We start from the raw sequence: 17,622 nt of genomic DNA, 5'->3' as shown, positions 1-17,622 counted from the left end.
CCTCCCGCCCACCCGCGCCGAAGCCCTGCGCTACTGGCTGAGGCTGGGCTGCATCAGCTTTGGCGGGCCGGCCGGGCAGATCGCCATCATGCATGAGGACCTGGTGGAGCGGCGGCGCTGGATCTCGGAGGGGCGCTTCCTGCATGCGCTCAACTACTGCATGCTGCTGCCAGGCCCCGAGGCGCAGCAGCTGGCCACCTACATCGGCTGGCTGCTGCACCGCACCTGGGGCGGCATCGTGGCCGGCGGGCTGTTCGTGCTGCCTTCGCTTTTGCTGCTCATCGCCCTGTCCTGGATCTATGTGGCCTTCGGCCATGTGCCGGCCATTGCCGGCATCTTCTATGGCATCAAGCCGGCCGTGACGGCGCTGGTGGTGCAGGCGGCCTGGCGCGTGGGCTCGCGCACCCTGCGCAACGGCTGGCTGTGGGGCATTGCCGCGGCGGCCTTCGTGGCCATCTTCGCGTTGAAGCTGCCGTTTCCGCTGATCGTGCTGGCGGCCGGCGCACTGGGCTACCTGGGGGGCAGGCTGGCGCCGCGCCACTTCTCCCCTGCGGGCGGGCACGGCCCGCGCGGGAGCAGCCACGGCCCGGCCGTCATCGACGATGACACGCCCACACCGGCCCATGCACGGTTCCGCTGGCGCTTTTTCAGCCAGGTGCTGGCGGCCAGCCTGGGGCTGTGGGCGCTGTCGCTGGGCCTGCTGGCCGCCGCCTTCGGCTGGCAGGGCGCGCTCACCCAGATGGGCTGGTTCTTCACCAAGGCGGCGCTGCTGACCTTTGGCGGCGCCTACGCCGTGCTGCCCTACCTCTACCAGGGCGCCGTGGACCACTACCACTGGCTCACGGCCACGCAGATGATGGACGGGCTGGCCCTGGGCGAGACCACGCCGGGGCCGCTGATCATGGTGGTGTCCTTCGTGGGCTTCCTGGGTGGCTGGAGCACGCAGGTGTTCGGCCCCGATGCGCTGCTGCCGGCCGGCGCCGCCGCCGCCCTGGTCGTGACCTTCTTCACCTTTTTGCCGTCCTTTGCCTTCATCCTGCTGGGCGGCCCCTTCATCGAGTCCACCCATGGCAGGCTGGGCTTCACCGCGCCGCTGACAGGCATCACGGCCGCCGTGGTGGGCGTCATCGCCAACCTGGCCGTGTTCTTTGCCTGGCACGTGCTGTGGCCCCAGGGCTGGGCGGGTCCCTTCGACTGGCCGTCCGCACTGCTGGGCCTGGCTGCGGCGGCCGCGCTGCTGCGCTGGAAGGTGGGCGTGATCCCCGTGGTGGTCGGCGCGGGGCTGGCCGGCCTGGCGATCACGCTGGCGCGCCAGGGCGTGTAGAGACCACCCGCCACGGCCCGCCTGGGACTGTGGCCGTGGCCGGAGCAATCAGCGGTTTTTTGGCAAGCTGAGGCAAGAACCGCTAGCACAGTGCCGCCGCTGCCGGCAACCACATCCATGCGCGGCATGGGCGGTCCATAGAAGACGTCTTATCTCTTTCACCACAAGCATTCATTGCTATCAAAACAAGAGTAATGCGTGGCATGCTACACACAAATAAAAAGAAAAAGCAATCATTCTCATTGTCATTCTAGAATCCGCACCCGCCACGACAGGCTGCGCCGCTGGACCCAGGCCGGCAGCAGCGCCGACGCACCCAGAGCACGCCCCACGGCACAGGTTTCCCAGCTCTCGACCATTGACCATGCTTATCCAAAGACTCTCGCGCACGGCAGTTGCGCATGCCGCCCTGCTTGCCCTGTGCGGCGCAGCCCACGCGCAGGCCCAGCCTGAAAATGTTCCCGAGGCCACGCTCGCCCCGGTCACCGTGAACGCAGGCACCGAGAAGGAAAATCCCACCGGCCCCGTGGTGGGCTTCACCGCAAAGCGCGCCATCTCGGCCACCAAGACCGACACGCCGCTGATCGAGACGCCCCAGGCCATCAGCGTGGTCACGCGCGACCAATTCGAGGCGCAGGGCGTGCAGACGCTGCGCCAGACCACCGCCTACAGCGCGGGCGTGGTGTCCAACTACTTTGACAGCCGGGTGGACAGTTTCTCGGCACGCGGCGGCAGCGTGAGCCAGTACCAGGACGGGCTGCTGCGCACCTACGGCACCTACAACACCAGCCGCCCCGACCCCTACACGCTGGAGCGCGTGGAATTCCTGCGCGGACCCTCTTCCGTGCTCTACGGCCAGGGCAGCGTGGGCGGCGTGCTCAATCTGACCAGCAAGCGCCCGCAGGCCGAGGCGCTGCGCGAGGTTCAGGTGCAGGTGGGCAGCTACGGGCGCAAGCAGATCGCCACCGACCTGACCGGCGCCGTCACCGAAGACGGCCAGTGGCTGTACCGCCTGGTGGCCGTGGGCCGGGAAAGCGGCACCCAGGTGGACCATGTGAACGACGACCGCCTGGTCATCGCGCCCAGCCTGACGTGGAGGCCCAGCGCCGATACCTCGCTGACGCTGCAGGCGCTCTACCAGAAGGACAAGAGCGGCTCGCTGATCGGCTTCTTCCCCTGGCAGGGCACGCGCCTGCCCAGCCCCTACGGCCAGATCCCCACCAGCACCTTCATCGGCGAGCCCGGCTGGGACTCGTTCGACACAGAGAACAAATCCTGGGGCTACCTGTTCAGCCACCGCCTGAACGCGGACTGGACCGTGCGCCAGAACCTGCGGCGCACCATCAGCGACGTGGACTACCGCTCCATCTACACCAGCTTCACCGCCATCCCCGGCCAGGGCCGCCCTGCGCGCCCGGTCTTCAACCCCGACAACCGCAGCGTCTACCGCGATGCCTCCTGGCAGGTCAACGGCGGGCGCATGCTGGTGATCGACACGCAGCTCGAAGGCAAGCTGCGCTGGGGCACGGCCGAGCACACCGTGCTCGCCGGCATGGATGCGCAGCGCAACAGCACCAGCCAGTCCACCTGGCGCGGCCTGACCGCGCCGTTTGACGTCTACAACCCCGTCTACGGCAACTTCACGCCGCCCACGGCTTCGCAGCTGGTGCGCCAGCCGGGCGTGTCGCAAAAGCAATTGGGCTTCTACGCCCAGGACCAGATCAAGTGGGGCCGCTGGACCGCCACCCTGGGCCTGCGCCACGACAGCGCCCAGACCGATACCGAAGGCCGGCCCGCCTCCGCCGTGGACGAAAAGGCCTGGACCAAGCGCGCAGGCGCCACCTACCAGATGGACGGTGGCTGGGCGCCCTACCTGGGCTACTCCGAGTCCTTCCAGCCGCTGGGCGGCGTGGATGTCTACGGCACGCCCTACAAGGCGCAGCGCGGCGAGCAATGGGAAGCCGGCGTGAAATGGCAGCCGCCGGGCCAGGGCCTGTCGGCCTTTGCCGCCGTCTACACGCTGCGCGAGAAAAATCGCAAGACCACCGACCCGGCCAACCCGCTCAACAGCCTGCAGATCGGCGAGGTCAAGGTCAACGGCTTCGAGGCCGAGCTCACCGCCAGCCTGGCCCGCCACTGGGACGCCACCCTGGCCTATGCGTACACCGACGCCGTCATCTCGCGCAGCAATGGCGGCGACCAGGGCCAGCGTGTGACCAGCGTGCCGCGCCACACGGCGTCGGCTTGGCTGACGCACCGCTTTGCCAGCGAAGGGCGCGGCGGCTGGAGCCTGGGCGCGGGCGTGCGCTACACGGGTTCGCAGTGGACGGGCACCAGCCTGGTGGACACGCCTTCGGCCACCCTGCTGGATGCCATGGTGTCCTATGACGCCGGCCCATGGCGCCTGGCCTTCAACGTGGTCAACCTGACCGACAAGGTGCAGATCACGCAATGCCTGGCACGCGGCGACTGCTTCTACGGCCAGCGGCGCACCTTTGCGGTGACGGGAACGCACCGCTTCTGAGGACCGCCGCCGCGCGCCTTTCACAGCGCAGGCAGCTCAGGCAGGCAGCTGCCTGAAGCTCCTTCGGTCCGCCGTGCTGCCAAACGATGCGCAGCCCGACAGCACGGCGGGCGAAGGCGCGGTGGTCGATAGCGCCTCGCTGCACCGCCGTGGCAGCTGGCTGTTTGCGTCTTCCAGCGCCTGCGTGTGCAGGACGGGCGCCTCGGCCACCACGTTGCCGAAGATGGTGGCAAAGGCCACGTCGGCTGCATCCCGGCCCGTGCCAAAGCGCATGAAGCCCATGGGAATGGCCGTGCCCGATGCGTCGAACAGATACCACCTGTCGCCCAGGTAGGCTTCCACGTAGGCATGGAAATCGGGCGGGCCCAGTGCAGGATCGGCGCCGTAGTCCGTGCCGGTGGCGATGCGGGCGGGAATGTTCAGCGCACGGCACAGGGCGATCATCAGGTGCGTGAAGTCGCGGCACACGCCCACCTGCTCCACCAGGGTATCGACGGCCGAGGTGGACGAGTTGCTGGTGGCCGAAGCGAAGGTCACCAGCTCCTGCACCCACTGCTGTATGGCCAGCACGCGCGAATAGCCGGGCGCCAGTTGGCCGAAATTGCGGAAGGCCAGCTGCATCAGCCGGTCGGACTGGCAGTAGCGGCTGGGGTAGATGTACGGCAGGACCTCCAGCGGGATGCAACGCACCGGAACCTCGCCCAGCGCCGCCGGATCCTCGCGGTGGTGCGCGATGCAGACGGTGGCCGTGTAGGTCAGGTGCAGGGGGCCTGGGTTGGCATGCAGGCGCATGAAGCGGGTGGAGGTGGCGGGCTCGGTGGCAATGTCGGGCTCCACGGGCTGGCTGAGCACCAAACGCTCGTTCTCCACCGTCTGGTGCGAGGTGTGGGCCGCATGGATGTTGAACACGAAATCGGCCCCGGCCGGATCGCGGATGTCATAAGCAAGATCCACCTGGATCTGCAGCCTGATCGCTGCGTTGGCCATTGGTTGTCCCTGGTTGGTGTGTCTGATCGCCACCATGGTGCGGGCAGCCACGCCCGCAGGCCGTAGGCCCCTGCTGAAAAGCCTGTAGTGCTTGGCAGGGACAGCGCGTGCGCCGGGCAGGAGGCCCGCCTGGGGTGCAAACTCGGCTAACATCGGCGCCGCCCCGCATGGCGCAATGCCTGTGGCGGGGGCATCCACCAGCCAGGAACAGCCAAGGAGACCGCTAGATGGCGGAGATCATCGAGATATCGCGGGCGGCGCTGCACGAGCAGGTGGCGGACCGTTTGCGGTCCATGCTCATCGAAGGGCGCATCGCCCCTGGAGCCAAGCTCAACGAGCGCGAGCTGTGCGAGCAGCTGGGCGTCTCGCGCACGCCGCTGCGCGAGGCCATCAAGCTGCTGGCCGCCGAAGGCCTGGCCGACCTGCTGCCCAACCGCGGCGCCATTGCCGTCAAGCTGAGCGAGGCCGATGTCATGCACGCCTTCGAGGTGCTGGCCGGCATCGAGGGCCTGTCGGGCGAACTGGCCGCCCAGCGCATCACCGACCAGGAATTCGCCGAAATCCGCGCCCTGCATTACGAGATGATGGCCAGCGTGGCGCGCGCCGACGTGTCTGCCTACTACCGGCTCAACGCCGCCATCCACGCGGCGCTGAACAGCGCCGCCAAGAACCCCGTGCTGACGGAAACCTTCCAGCGCATCAACAACCGCGTGCAGTCGCTGCGCTTTCGCACCAACCTGGACACGGCCAAGTGGAAGCAGGCCGTCAAGGAGCACGAGGCCATGATCGAGGCCCTGGGCGCACGCGACGCCACGGCCTTGCGCGAGCTGCTGGTCACCCACCTGCACCACAAGCGCGATGCCGTGCTGGCCATGCTGCGCGCCGAGGCCCTGCAGCCGCGCAAGTCGCGCTGAAGCCCAGGGCCGCTACCGCTGCGGCGCGGCCCCCAGCGCCGCAATCCCCGCCCGCGCCACCTCCGCATCCTCTGCCGGCTTCACCCCGCTGACGCCCACGGCGCCCAGGCAGTGGCCCTCACTGGTGATGGGCACGCCGCCTTCCAGCAGGCCCTGCAGCGCGGGCACGCTCAGGTAGGCGGTGCGGCCACCATTGATCATTTCCTCATAGAGCCGGCTTTCCTTGCGGCCCAGTGCTGCGGCGTGGGCCTTGGCCGGCGCGATGTGGGCCGAGGCCGGCGCCGCGCCGTCCAGGCGCTGCAGCCACAGCAGGTGGCCGCCGTCATCGGCGATGGCGATGCTGACGGCCCAGCCGCGCGCCGTGGCATGCGCCTCGGCGGCCTGGGCGATGGTCTTGATGTCCTGGAGGTCCAGGCAGGGCTTGTGCTTCATGGGAGTGCCTTGTCTTGTGCGGGGGAAGGATGGCAGTCAGCGGGCGTCCAGCAGGCTTTCCAGCAGCCGCGCCACATGCACGGCTTCGCGCGCCGCGCCGTCTGCGATCTGGTGGCGGCAGCTGGTGCCGTCGGCCACGACGATGGCCTCGGGGCGCTGGCGTATGGCTGGCAACAGGGCCGCCTCGGCCATGTCCATGGAGACCTGGTGGTGGCTGGCCTCGTAGCCGAAGCTGCCGGCCATGCCGCAGCAGGAGCTTTCGATGAGCTCGGGCTGGGCGCCGGGAATCAGCCGCAGCACGTCGAGGATGGGGCTGACGGCGCCAAAGGCCTTCTGGTGGCAATGGCCGTGCACGAGGATGGGCGCCTCGGCGGCGCGCAGCGGCAGCGCGAAGCGGCCGGCCTTCACTTCACGGGCAATGAATTCCTCGAACAGCAGGGCCTGGGCGGCAACGGCCTGTGCAGGCTCGCCCAGGCCCATGACCAGGGCTTCGTCGCGCAGGGTCAGCAGGCAGGAGGGCTCCAGGCCGACGATGGGGATGCCGGCCCGGGCCAAGGGCGCCAGGGCGTTGATCAGCGCACCGGCGCTGGCCTTGGCCTGCTCGACCATGCCGGTGGCCAGGTAGGTGCGGCCGCAGCAGTGGTGGCCGCCGCCCTCTTTGGCGGACTTGCTGGCGGTGTGCAGCGCATAGCCGGCCGCCTGCAGCACGCGCGCGGCGGCCAGGGCGTTTTCGCTCTCGAAGGTGCCGTTGAAGGTGTCCACGAAGAGCACGGCCACGCGCTCGCCGGCCGCCGCGCGGGCCAGGGCCTGGTCGCGGTCAAGAAAGGTATGTGCTTCGGGCGCGCGCCAGAAGGTGTCGCTGCGCCAGGCCGGCAGCGAGCGCCTGGCGGACAGGCCCAGCAGTTTTTCGCCCAGTTGGCGCAGCACGGGCAGGCGGTTGCGCAGGTTCAGCAGCCAGGGCATGCGGCTGGCCGTGGCGGCGTAGCGCGGCAGATGGGCGACCAGCCGGTCCTTGAGCGTGTGGCCATGGCGGGCCTTGTAGTGGGCCAGGAATTCCACCTTCATGCGGGCCATGTCCACGCCCGTGGGGCAGTCGCGCCTGCAACCCTTGCAGCCCACGCACAGGTCCATGGTGTCGTGCAGGGCCTCGCTGGTGAAGGCGTCCGGCCCCAGCTGGCCCGAGATGGCCAGGCGCAGGGTGTTGGCGCGGCCGCGCGTCAGGTGCTGCTCGTCGCGCGTGACGCGGTAGCTGGGGCACATGGTGCCGGCGTCGAACTTGCGGCAGTGGCCGTTGTTGTTGCACATCTCCACGGCCTTGGCAAAGCCGCCGGTGACGTCGCCGCCCGTGCCGGGCGCCGTGGTGACTTCGGTGACCGGGTCGGCCTGCACGTTCCAGGCAGACCAGTCGAGCACGGGCGTGATGGGAATGCGCCGGTAGGGCCGGGGCGCGTCGGCGGGCGCGAAGCGGAACAGCCGGCCATCGTCCATCCTGGGCGTGTCGATGATCTTGCCGGGGTTGAAGAGGCTGTCCGGGTCGAAGTGCTGCTTGATGGCGCGCAGGGCCTCGGTGATGGCGGGCCCGAACTGCCAGGCAATCCACTCGCCGCGGCACAGCCCGTCGCCATGCTCGCCGCTGAAGGCGCCCTTGTACTTGCGCACCAGTTCGGCCGCTTCCTCGGCAATGGCGCGCATGCGCGCCGCGCCGTCGGTGCGCATGTCCAGGATGGGCCGCACATGCAGCGTGCCCACGGAGGCATGGGCGTACCAGGTGCCCCGGCTGCCGTGGCGCGCGAACACTTCGGTGAGCGCGTCGGTGTACTCGGCCAGGTGCTGCAGCGGCACGGCGCAGTCCTCGATGAAGCTCACGGGCTTGCCGTCGCCCTTGAGGCTCATCATGATGTTCAGCCCCGCCTTGCGCACTTCCCAGAGGTTTTTCTGGGCCGCTTCCTCGGGCATTTCCACCACGCTGCCGGGCAGGCCCAGCTCGCCCATCAGCTCCACCAGCTGGCGCAGCCGCGCCAGCAGCGCGGCGCGGTCGTCGCCGGCGAATTCCACCAGCAAGATGGCGGCCGGGCGGCCGATGAGGGCGGTCTCTATGGTGGGCTTGAAGGCCGGGTTGGCCAGGCCCAGTTCGATCATGGTGCGGTCCACCAGCTCCACGGCCGTGGGGCCCAGCTTCACGATGTGCTGGGCCGAGTCCATGGCCGCGTGGAAGGTGGGGAAGTTGATCACGCCCAGCACCTTGGCGCGCGGCAGCGCGCTGAGCTGCAGGGTGAGCGAGCGCGTGTAGGCCAGCGTGCCCTCGGCGCCTATCAGCAGATGGGCCAGGTTGACGCTGCCGTCGGCCGTGTAGGGCCGCTCGCTCTGGTTGTCGAAGATGTCGAGGTTGTAGCCCGCCACGCGGCGCATGACCTTGGGCCAGTGGGCGTGAATGTCCTCGCGGTGCTGTTGCGCCAGCCCGTGCACGAACTGCGCAATGCGCGCCGCGCGGCCCGTGGCCTGGGCGACGGGGCCGAAGTCCAGCAACTCGCCATCAGCCATCCAGGCGCGGGCGCCGCGCACGTTGTGCACCATGTTGCCGTAGGCAATGGAGCGCGAGCCGCAGGAGTTGTTGCCCGCCATGCCGCCCAGCGTGGCCTGGGCGCTGGTCGATACGTCCACCGGATACCACAGGCCGAGCTTCTTGAGCCGGGCGTTGAGGTGGTCCAGCACCAGGCCGGGCTCGACCTCGGCCGTGCCTGCATCAGGGTCCACCGAGAGGATGTTGCGCAAATGCTTGCTGTTGTCGATCACCAGGGCCGCGCCCGTGGTCTGGCCGCACTGGCTGGTGCCGCCGCCGCGCGGCAGCACGGGCACCTTCAGCTCGCGGGCGATCTGCAGGGCCGTGGCAATGTCCTGCTCGCAGGTGGGCACGAAGACGCCCACCGGCATGATCTGGTAGATGGAGGCGTCGGTCGCATAGCGCCCGCGCGAGGCCGCGTCGAACAGGACCTGGCCGCGCGTGTCCGAGCGAAGGCGGCGCGCCAGCATCTGGCTGACATCGTCGGGCGGCAGCGCGGTGCCGGGGGCGGGCACGGTGTCGTCGGGGGAAGCGGCAAGGCGGTGCGTGGGTTCCATCAGCATGGCGGCTCTCATTCGTTCATGGTTCGTGGGTAGATCTGGCCTGCCTTGAGCAGGGCGATGACGGTGTCGCGCTTGTGCTCCAGGTGGGCCACCAGCACCTGGCGCAGCGCGGCGGCGTCGCGCGCCTGCAGCGCTTCCAGCATGCGTTCGTGCTCCTGGACGGCGCGCTTCCACTTGGCCGCGTCCTGGTTGGTGCGAAAGCGCAGCGACTGCACGCGGGCGTTGATGCGGCCATAGGTCTCGGCCAGCACGGGGTTGGCGGCGGCGCGGTTGATGGCCGAGTGGATCAGCGCATTGAGCCGGTAGTAGCCGGACAGGTCCTGGCGCGCATGGCTGGCCAGCATCTCGAAGTGCAGGGCCCGCACCTCGGCCAGTTGCTGCTCGCTGATGCGCTGCGCGGCCAGCTCGCCCGACATGCCCTCCAGCCCCGCCAGCACCTCGAAGGTCTGCAGCACATCGGCCTCGCCCAGCCGCACGGCCACGGCGCCGCGGTTGGGCACCAGGTCTACCAGCCCTTCGGAGGCCAGCAGCTTGATGGCCTCGCGCAGCGGCGTGCGCGAGACGCGCAACTGCTCGCACAGCGCGCGCTCGTTGAGCTTGGCGCCGGGCGGTATGCGCCCCTCCACCAGCCAGGTGCGCAGCCGCGCCGCCACCTGGTCATGCAGGGCAAGCCGCGAAATCTCGATGATCTCCGCCATGGATTCTCCTGGTCGAATGAATTTTGCATTCATTTTTACGCAAGCATTTCTCAAGGCATTCATGGTTATCACCAAGGCATTTATGAATTTTGAATGCAAAAATTCGCAAACACCCTCCCCCGCAGACCGACCTGGCATTTCCTTGAAAAGGACGCACCATGCTCACGCTCGACAACCATCCCACGGGCCGCCACTTCCTCCAGATCCCCGGCCCCAGCCCGGTTCCCGACCGCATCCTGCGGGCCATGAGCCTGCCCACCATCGACCACCGGGGGCCGGAGTTCGGCCAGCTCGGCCTCAAGGTGCTGGCCGGCATCCAGCAGGTCTTCAAGACCCGGCATCCGGTGGTGATCTATCCGGCCTCCGGCACGGGCGCCTGGGAGGCAGCCCTGATCAACACGCTCAGCCCTGGCGACCATGTGCTGATGTTCGAGACCGGCCACTTCGCCTCGCTGTGGCAGAAGATGGCCACGCGCCTGGGCCTGTCGACCGAATTCCTGTCCTATGGCGGCAGCGACGAGCACCTGCCCCAGGCGCCGGGCTGGCGCCATGGCGTGCAGGCCGGCCTGATCGAGGCGCGGCTGCGCAAGGACACGGAGCGCCGGATCCGCGCCGTGTGCGTGGTGCACAACGAGACCTCCACGGGCGTGACCTCCGACATCGCCGCCGTGCGCCGCGCCATCGACGCGGCGGGCCACCCGGCCCTGCTGCTGGTGGACACCATCTCGGGCCTGGCCAGCGCCGACTACCGCCATGACGAATGGGGCGTGGACGTGACCATCAGCGGCTCGCAAAAGGGCCTGATGCTGCCGCCCGGCATCAGCTTCAACGCGCTGTCGCCACGCGCGCTGGAGGCCGCCAAAAGCGCGAAGCTGCCCAAGTCGTTCTGGGCCTGGGACGAGATCGTGGAGATGAACCAGACCGGCTACTGGCCCTACACGCCCAACACCAACCTGCTGTACGCCCTGTCCGAATCACTGGACATGCTGCTGGCCGAAGGGCTGGACACGGTGTTTGCGCGCCACCAGCGCTGGGCGGCCGGCGTGCGCGCCGCCGTCCAGGCCTGGGGCCTGCCCATCCAGTGCGCCGATCCGCAGGTCTACTCGCCCGTGCTCACCGGCGTGATCACGCCCGAAGGCGTGGATGCCGACGCCCTGCGCCGCCTGATCCACACGCGCTTCGACCTGTCGCTGGGCGCGGGCCTGGGCAAGCTCAAGGGCCGCATGTTCCGCATGGGCCACCTGGGCGACAGCAACGACCTCACGCTGCTGGCCATGGTGGCGGGCGTGGAGATGGGCCTGAAGCTGTCCGGCATCCGTCTGGCCGGCAGCGGCGTGCAGGCGTCCATGGATTACTTCGCGGCCCACGCCGCAGCCGGTGCGCTGCGCAAGGCCGCCTGAACCCATCGGCGCCGCGCCGAAAACCCTTGGCAGAGCCGGAGCACATGGCTCGCCCCCTTGATCGTGGATTGCACCAATACCAGGAAATAACAGGAGACAAGAGACATGACATCGCCCCGCAACCGCCTGGCGGCAACCGCCGTCGCCACCCTCGCCGTCACCGCCGCCATCACCCTGGCCGCCCCTGCCGCCTGGGCGCAGTGGAAGCCCGCCAAGTCCGTCGAACTCGTCGTGCCGTTCTCGGCCGGCGGCGCCTCGGACCAGATGGCACGCGTGATCCAGGCCATCGTCACCAAACACAAGCTGATCGAGCAGCCCGTGGTCATCCTCAACAAGGCGGGCGCCTCCGGCGCCGAGGGCATTCTGGATGTCAAGGCCTCGGCGCGCGACCCGCACAAGCTGCTGGTGGCCTCCACGGCCATCTTCACCCTGCCCATGGCCACGGCCCTGCCCTTCCAGTGGCGCGACCTGAATCCCGTGGCCATGATTGCCCAGGACCAGTTCGTGCTCTGGGTCAATGCCGAGACCGGCTACCAGACGCCTGCCGACTACCTGGCCGCAGCGCGGCAGGCCGGCGGCAAGTTCAAGATGGGCGGCACCAGTTCCAAGCGCGAGGACCAGATCATCACCGCCAACATGGAACAGGCCGCCGGCGTGAAGTTCACCTACATCCCCTACAAGGGCGGCGGCGAGGCCAGCACGCAGCTGGTGGGCAAGCACATCGACTCCAACGTCAACAACCCCAGCGAGTCCATGGCGCAGTGGCGCGCTGGCCAGGTGCGGGCGCTGTGCGTGTTCGACACGCAGCGCATCGAGTACACGGCCAAGGTCACGGGCAGCCAGGCGCTGTCGGACATCCCCACCTGCAGGGAGCAGGGCCTGGATGTGCAATACACCATGCTGCGCGGCTTCTTCCTGCCGCCCGGCACCACGCCCGAGCAGGCGCAGTTCTATGCGGGCGTGATGCACAAGGTGGTGGCCACGCCCGAGTGGAAGGAGTACCTGGAGAAAAACGCGCTCAAGCCCGAGTACATGACGGGGCAGGCCTTCGTGGACTTCCTGGCCAAGGACGAGACGCGCCACCTCGACATCATGAAGAAGGCCGGCTTCCTGTCGGCCAGCGTGGCCGCCGCCGCCAAGTGAGGAGCCGCGCCATGGACACCGCCATCCACCTTGCCCCGCCCTCCTCCAATTCAGCGGCAGCGGCAGCAGCAGCCCCGGCCCAGCCCGCCAGCGCGGCCACCGAATCCATCCCCGCCACCGAAGCCCAGGCCCCCGGCCTGTCACGCCGCCATGTGGAGTACGGCGTGGCAGCCGTGCTGCTGGCGCTGGCCGTGCTCGTGGTCTGGGACAACCAGCGCATTGGCGCGGGCTGGAGCGACACCGGCCCGCAGGCCGGCTACTTCCCGCTGCGCGTGGGCGCCGTGCTGGGCATCTGCGCCATCGCCGTCTTCGTGCAGGCGCTGCGCAGCCGCAGCCAGGAGCAGTTCGCCAGCTGGCTGCAGCTCAGGCGCGTGGCCCAGGTGCTGCTGCCGCTGACGGCCTACATCGCCGTGATCGCGCCGCTGGGCATCTACGCGGCCTCGGTGCTGTTCATCACGGGCTTCATGGTGTTTGCGGGCCGTTATCCCTGGTGGAAGGCCGTGGCGCTGTCGGGCTTCACCAGCGTGCTGCTGTTCTACGTCTTCGAGATCCAGTTCAAGGTGCCCCTGCCCAAGGGTCCGCTTGAAGCCTGGCTCGGCTATTGACCCCCTGTCGCCGCCACGGAGCAACACCATGGAAGAACTCCAATACCTCGCGCACGGCTTCGCGGCCGTCACCACCTGGCAGAACACGGGGCTGATGCTCACGGGCATCCTGCTGGGCATCGTGGTCGGCGTGCTGCCGGGCCTGGGTGGCCCCAACGGCGTGGCCATCCTGCTGCCGCTGACCTTCGGCATGTCGCCGACCTCGGCCATCATCCTGCTGTCTTGCATCTACTGGGGGGCGCTGTTCGGCGGCGCCATCACCTCGGTGCTGTTCAACATCCCGGGCGAGGCCTGGTCGGTGGCCACCACCTTCGACGGCTATCCCATGGCCCAGCAGGGCCACGCCGGGGCCGCGCTGACCACGGCCTTCACGGGCTCGTTCATCGGCGCCATCTCGGGCGTGATGCTGATCACCTTCCTGGCGCCGGTCGTGGCCTCGTTCGCGCTGCAGTTCGGGCCGCCGGAGTTCTTTGCGGTCTTCTTCCTGACGTTCTGCTCCTTCATCGGCATGGGCAAGGAGCCCAAGGCCAAGATCGTGGCCGCCATGGCCGTGGGCCTGCTGCTGGCGGCCGTGGGCATGGACACCATCTCGGGCGACCTGCGCATGACCTTCGGCTCCACCGAGCTGCTGCGCGGCTTTGATTTCCTGGTGGTGGTGATCGGCCTGTTCGGCATCAGCGAGATCCTGATGACCATCGAGGAAGGCCTGGCCTTCAAGGGCAAGAAGGCCTCCATCGACCTCAAGGTGGTGTTCAGAACCTGGGCCCAGCTGCCGCGCTACTGGCTGACCATGCTGCGCTCGGCCCTGGTGGGCTGCTGGATGGGCGTGACGCCGGGCGGCGCCGTGGCGGCCAGCTTCATGGGCTACGGGCTGGCCAAGAAGTTCTCGCGCGACCCCGACAGCTTCGGCAAGGGCAACCCCGAAGGCGTGCTCGCCCCCGAGACCGCCGCCCACGCGGCCGGCACCTCGGCCCTGCTGCCCATGCTGGCCCTGGGCATTCCGGGCTCGGCCACGGCGGCCGTGCTGCTGGGCGGGCTGATGATCTGGGGCCTGCAGCCCGGCCCGCTGCTGTTCACCGAGCAAAAGGACTTCGTCTGGGGCCTGATCGCCAGCATGTACCTGGGCAACATCGCCGGCCTGATCATCGTCATGGCCACCGTGCCGCTGTTCGCCGCCATCCTGCGCGTGCCGTTTTCCATCGTCGCGCCCATGATCCTCATGGTCTGCGCCATCGGCGCCTTCACCGTGCACGGCAATGCCACGGACATCTGGCTCATGCTGGTCTTCGGCGTGGTCGGCTATGTCTTCAAGAAGCTCGACTACCCGCTGGCGCCCATGGTGCTGGCCATCGTGCTGGGCGACCGCATGGAAGACGCCTTCCGCCAGAGCATGCTCTCCAGCCAGGGCGAGCTGGGCATCTTCTGGCACAACGGCCTGTCGGGCACCATCACCACGCTGGCCCTGCTGATGCTGGTGTGGCCGCTGCTGGGCAAGTTGCGGGCGGTGGCGTTCGGGGCCGGAACAAAAGCTGTTGAGGCCTGAGGGCGCGGACTACTGGAGAGGGACTTCGCAATGCCCTGCATGCGGCAGTGCTTGCGACATCCATCTCCACGGCAACCTAATGATCCATAAGGAAAAAAACCGGATCTTCCGGCTTCCTTTGCGAGATTAGTTGCGAGGTTGACAGCAAAGCTTCCAGGCCGCAACCCTTCGTTTCCTGGGTTCGTCTCACCCATGCTTTCGCTTCGGCCTGGAGTTTGGGGTTCGCGGCACTTTCATTACCCCAATAGGTCAGCAATTACCGCATTTCGCACAGGCAGATGGCCCTCGCTCCCTAATCCCTGTACCGCTTCTTGCGAAACGCCAGCCAGGCGGCGATGACGGTGAAGGCGATCACGATGGACACCACGATCCAGAAGCCGTGCTCGTGCTCTGCCAGCGGTATGCCGCCCACGTTCATGCCGAACAGGCCGGCCAGGATGTTGATGGGCAGGGCCAGCACGGTGACCACGGTCAGCACGAAGAGGCTGTTGCTGTTGTCCTCATTCACGGCGGCGGCCACTTCTTCCTGCAGCAGCTTGATGCGGTCCTGCAGGGTCTGCATGTCGCGCAGCATGAGCGAGAACTCCTCGCTGGCGGCGGCCAGGCCGCGGCGGTCGTCCTCGCCCATCCAGGCGGGGGGCTGCTGCAGCAGGCGGAACAGCGCGGCGGGCTCGGGCGCCAGCAGGCGCTGCAGGCGCACCAGCAGCCGGCGCAGCCGGCCCAGGTGGGCGCGCGGATGGTGGTAGCGCTGCGCGATGATGGCGTCTTCTATGTCGTCCACGCGCGCCGTGGTCTCGCGCACCACCTTGACCAGCACGTCGGCCTGGGTGCGCATCAGGTGTTCCAGCAGCTCGGCCGTGCTGGCGGGGCTGTCGCCCTGGCGCACGCCGGCACGCAGCGCATCGACCGAGCGCAGCGGCTGGGTGCGCGCGGTGACGACCAGGCGCTCGTCCAGGCAGATCCACAGCGTGGCGATGTCGGCCGACTCGAAGTTGAACTCGAAATTCACATCGTTGAGCACGGCGACCAGGGAGTCATCGGAGCGCTCGATGCGCGTGGAGGCCAGGCCCTCGCGCAGCGTGGTGTAGAAGACTTCGGGCAGCGCGGCGTGGCGCTGCAGCCAGCGCAGGGACTGGGTATTGGCCAGGTTGAAGTGCAGCCACAGGAAGTCGCGCCGGCCCGGCTCGGTGAGCGGACGCTCTGCACCCAGCCACTGCGCGGCCGACTGCGCCGTCATGGCCTCCACACGCCGCTGCGTGTCGCAGAAAAACCGCCAGCCGCAAATCAGGCCTGCGTCTTCATTGGCCTGGGCCAGGGGGGAGGCTGCGTCAGTCATGGATGGGTGGGGCACCTGCGGGGAGTGGCCTGCGCGGGCCGGACAAGTGCGGGATTCTTGGCCGCCTCCATGACAGAGGTGTGACAACTGTCACGGAGTCGTCATCCGATGTGCCTGCCCCCCAGTCGGGGGTGCGGGGCAGGCCTCAGCACATCACGACGTTCTCCAGCGTGAACGAGAATGGCGTGGACCCGGCGCCCGCACCGCCGCCTCGCATCACGATGTCGGCGCGCGAGATGCCCAGCAGGGAGATCTCGGTGTTGATGTCGCTCAGGATGGCCGAGTTCATGACCTGGCCCTGCTCGATCTGCGAGACCACGCCGATCCAGATGGTGGGCTTGAATTCGAACACGGCCTTTTGCTGGGGGGCAATCGCGGTCTTGACGGCCAGCAGCCGGCCGTCCTTGTAGCAGCTGGCATTGATGGCGCCCCGGGGCAGCGAGTTGAGCACCTGCACTTCGTTGGAGCTTGCGCCATAGCCTGCGGGCGCCAGGCGATCGCCGCTGCTGCTCAGGGACAGCTGGAACTGCTGGCCGAACTGCGCCTCCAGCTGGGGCGTGTGGTTGCCATAGCTGTCGCTGGCACCGACCTGCAGGCCCAGCGGGAAGGTGAACGGGTGGTTGTCGCCCTGGCCGCAGTACTTGATGACCCGCCATGCCACGGCCAGATCCTCGAAATCGCTGGCCACGTTCTTCTGGAAGATGACGATCTGCGAGTTGTTTGCGTCGTTCGATTGATTGACGAAGTTGAGTTGAACGCCCATGCATCTCTCCTGATGGATCAAAAAAGCGCTGCGGCGCTTTCTGCTGCCCCGCCGTGCGGGCGCAAGCGCACTGTAGGGAACAACGATCCTTCAGAAAATTACGCCTGATTACATCCCGCCCCCTCCACCGGGAACGGCCCAGACCCGCCCGCCGCCCACGGCAAAGCACTGGAGGCCAGGACCGGGCGGCAGGCTGGCCATGCCGGTGAACAGGCCGAAGGCCGGCAGCAGGGTGAAGCCCGGGTGCACGGCAAAGCACGGCAGGCGCAGGGCATCTCGCCCGGGGCCGCGCAGCACGACGGCGGGGTGGACATGGCCGGCCAGCACATGGCAGGCAGGAGCCTCCTGCGGGTAATGGCAGCCCGCGAATGGCCCCAGGCGCCAGGGCTCGTCCACCACGCCGATGCCCAGCGCGGACGGCGGGTCGCCCGCATGGCTGTCGTGGTTGCCACGCACCAGCACCACCTCCAGCGCCGCGTGGCGGAGTCGCCAGTCGGCCAGGGCGGCCAGCACGGACGGCGTGCGGGCCTGCGCGGCATGCAGGAAGTCGCCCAGAACGACCAGCCGGCGCACCGGCAGGCCCTGCAGCAGCGCCGACAGCCTGTCCAGGTTGCCCTGGGTGGTGCCGGCCGGCACGGGAATGCCGCGCGCGCGGAAGGTGGCGGCCTTGCCCAGGTGCAGGTCGGCAATGAACAGCGTGCCTTGGGCGGGCCACCACAGGGCGTGCTGGGCCAGCAGGTGGACGGGCTCGCCCGCCAGGAGGATGCCCAGGCTGCCGGCCAGGGCGTCGGGGGAAACAGGACTTGGCAACAGTGCGTGGCCTTTCATCA

14 protein-coding genes are annotated in these 17,622 nt (G+C 68.4%); 7 read left to right on the top strand and 7 right to left on the bottom strand.

All coding sequences use genetic code 11. The features are described 5' to 3' along the window. On the top strand, positions 1 to 1,324 hold a 1,324-nt coding region (gene chrA, locus BW39_RS07495; RefSeq protein WP_043820811.1), incomplete at its 5' end, for a chromate efflux transporter. 364 nt (positions 1,325 to 1,688) lie between these two features. Further along, entirely contained in the window at positions 1,689 to 3,848 is a 2,160-nt protein-coding gene (locus tag BW39_RS07490) for a TonB-dependent siderophore receptor (RefSeq protein ID WP_043820810.1), read from the top strand. 36 nt (positions 3,849 to 3,884) lie between these two features. Here the strand turns inward: BW39_RS07490 and BW39_RS07485 are convergent, their stop codons facing one another. Next, positions 3,885 to 4,835, bottom strand: coding sequence for a transglutaminase-like domain-containing protein (locus BW39_RS07485; RefSeq protein WP_043820807.1), 951 nt, complete (start codon positions 4,833 to 4,835; stop codon positions 3,885 to 3,887). 227 nt (positions 4,836 to 5,062) lie between these two features. Between BW39_RS07485 and BW39_RS07480 the strand changes: the two genes are divergently transcribed. Then, the gene (locus tag BW39_RS07480) at positions 5,063 to 5,749 is read left to right on the top strand and encodes a GntR family transcriptional regulator (RefSeq protein ID WP_013802958.1); all 687 of its coding nucleotides are present in this window, start codon (positions 5,063 to 5,065) and stop codon (positions 5,747 to 5,749) included. Positions 5,750 to 5,761: 12 nt separating this feature from the next. Here BW39_RS07480 and BW39_RS07475 read toward each other — a convergent pair whose 3' ends face one another. From BW39_RS07475 to BW39_RS07465, 3 genes are read right to left on the bottom strand one after another with little or no spacing between them, the layout of a single operon-like run. Next, positions 5,762 to 6,181, bottom strand: a complete 420-nt coding sequence (locus BW39_RS07475; RefSeq protein WP_013802959.1) for a heme-binding protein — start codon at positions 6,179 to 6,181, stop codon at positions 5,762 to 5,764. Between the two features lie 36 nt (positions 6,182 to 6,217). Further along, positions 6,218 to 9,304: an FAD-binding and (Fe-S)-binding domain-containing protein gene (locus tag BW39_RS07470; RefSeq protein WP_043820805.1), complete on the bottom strand. Its 3,087-nt coding sequence runs from the start codon at positions 9,302 to 9,304 to the stop codon at positions 6,218 to 6,220. 8 nt (positions 9,305 to 9,312) lie between these two features. Then, positions 9,313 to 10,002, bottom strand: a complete 690-nt coding sequence (locus tag BW39_RS07465; RefSeq protein ID WP_012204897.1) for a GntR family transcriptional regulator — start codon at positions 10,000 to 10,002, stop codon at positions 9,313 to 9,315. A gap of 158 nt (positions 10,003 to 10,160) precedes the next feature. On the opposite strand from BW39_RS07465, the gene BW39_RS07460 reads away from it, so the two are divergent. The 4 genes from BW39_RS07460 to BW39_RS07445 all read left to right on the top strand — a co-directional run bounded on the left by BW39_RS07460 (position 10,161) and on the right by BW39_RS07445 (position 14,693). Further along, positions 10,161 to 11,402 (top strand): pyridoxal-phosphate-dependent aminotransferase family protein, encoded by a 1,242-nt coding sequence (locus BW39_RS07460; RefSeq protein WP_012204896.1) that lies wholly within the window; start codon positions 10,161 to 10,163, stop codon positions 11,400 to 11,402. A gap of 105 nt (positions 11,403 to 11,507) precedes the next feature. Continuing rightward, positions 11,508 to 12,545, top strand: coding sequence for a Bug family tripartite tricarboxylate transporter substrate binding protein (locus tag BW39_RS07455; protein WP_043820803.1), 1,038 nt, complete (start codon positions 11,508 to 11,510; stop codon positions 12,543 to 12,545). 11 nt (positions 12,546 to 12,556) lie between these two features. After that, the gene (locus BW39_RS07450; protein WP_081816144.1) at positions 12,557 to 13,150 is read left to right on the top strand and encodes a tripartite tricarboxylate transporter TctB family protein; all 594 of its coding nucleotides are present in this window, start codon (positions 12,557 to 12,559) and stop codon (positions 13,148 to 13,150) included. Between the two features lie 28 nt (positions 13,151 to 13,178). Further along, a complete protein-coding gene (locus tag BW39_RS07445; RefSeq protein ID WP_043820800.1) occupies positions 13,179 to 14,693 on the top strand; it encodes a tripartite tricarboxylate transporter permease in 1,515 nt (504 codons plus the stop codon). A 292-nt stretch (positions 14,694 to 14,985) separates the two neighbouring features. Here BW39_RS07445 and BW39_RS07440 read toward each other — a convergent pair whose 3' ends face one another. The 3 genes from BW39_RS07440 to pdeM all read right to left on the bottom strand — a co-directional run bounded on the left by BW39_RS07440 (position 14,986) and on the right by pdeM (position 17,620). Next, on the bottom strand, positions 14,986 to 16,029 hold the full coding sequence (locus BW39_RS07440) for a transporter (RefSeq protein ID WP_012204892.1): 1,044 nt from the start codon (positions 16,027 to 16,029) through the stop codon (positions 14,986 to 14,988). Positions 16,030 to 16,174: 145 nt separating this feature from the next. Further along, entirely contained in the window at positions 16,175 to 16,792 is a 618-nt protein-coding gene (locus tag BW39_RS07435; RefSeq protein ID WP_043820798.1) for a hypothetical protein, read from the bottom strand. Between the two features lie 108 nt (positions 16,793 to 16,900). Then, positions 16,901 to 17,620 (bottom strand): ligase-associated DNA damage response endonuclease PdeM, encoded by a 720-nt coding sequence (gene pdeM / locus BW39_RS07430; protein ID WP_043820796.1) that lies wholly within the window; start codon positions 17,618 to 17,620, stop codon positions 16,901 to 16,903. Positions 17,621 to 17,622: the final 2 nt, after the last annotated feature.

It is taken from the genome of Delftia sp. RIT313, from assembly GCF_000632165.1.
Lineage (GTDB): Bacteria > Pseudomonadota > Gammaproteobacteria > Burkholderiales > Burkholderiaceae_C > Comamonas > Comamonas acidovorans.
The sequence above is the reverse complement of the archived record's forward strand: the minus strand, read 5'-3'. Positions and strand labels throughout refer to the sequence as shown.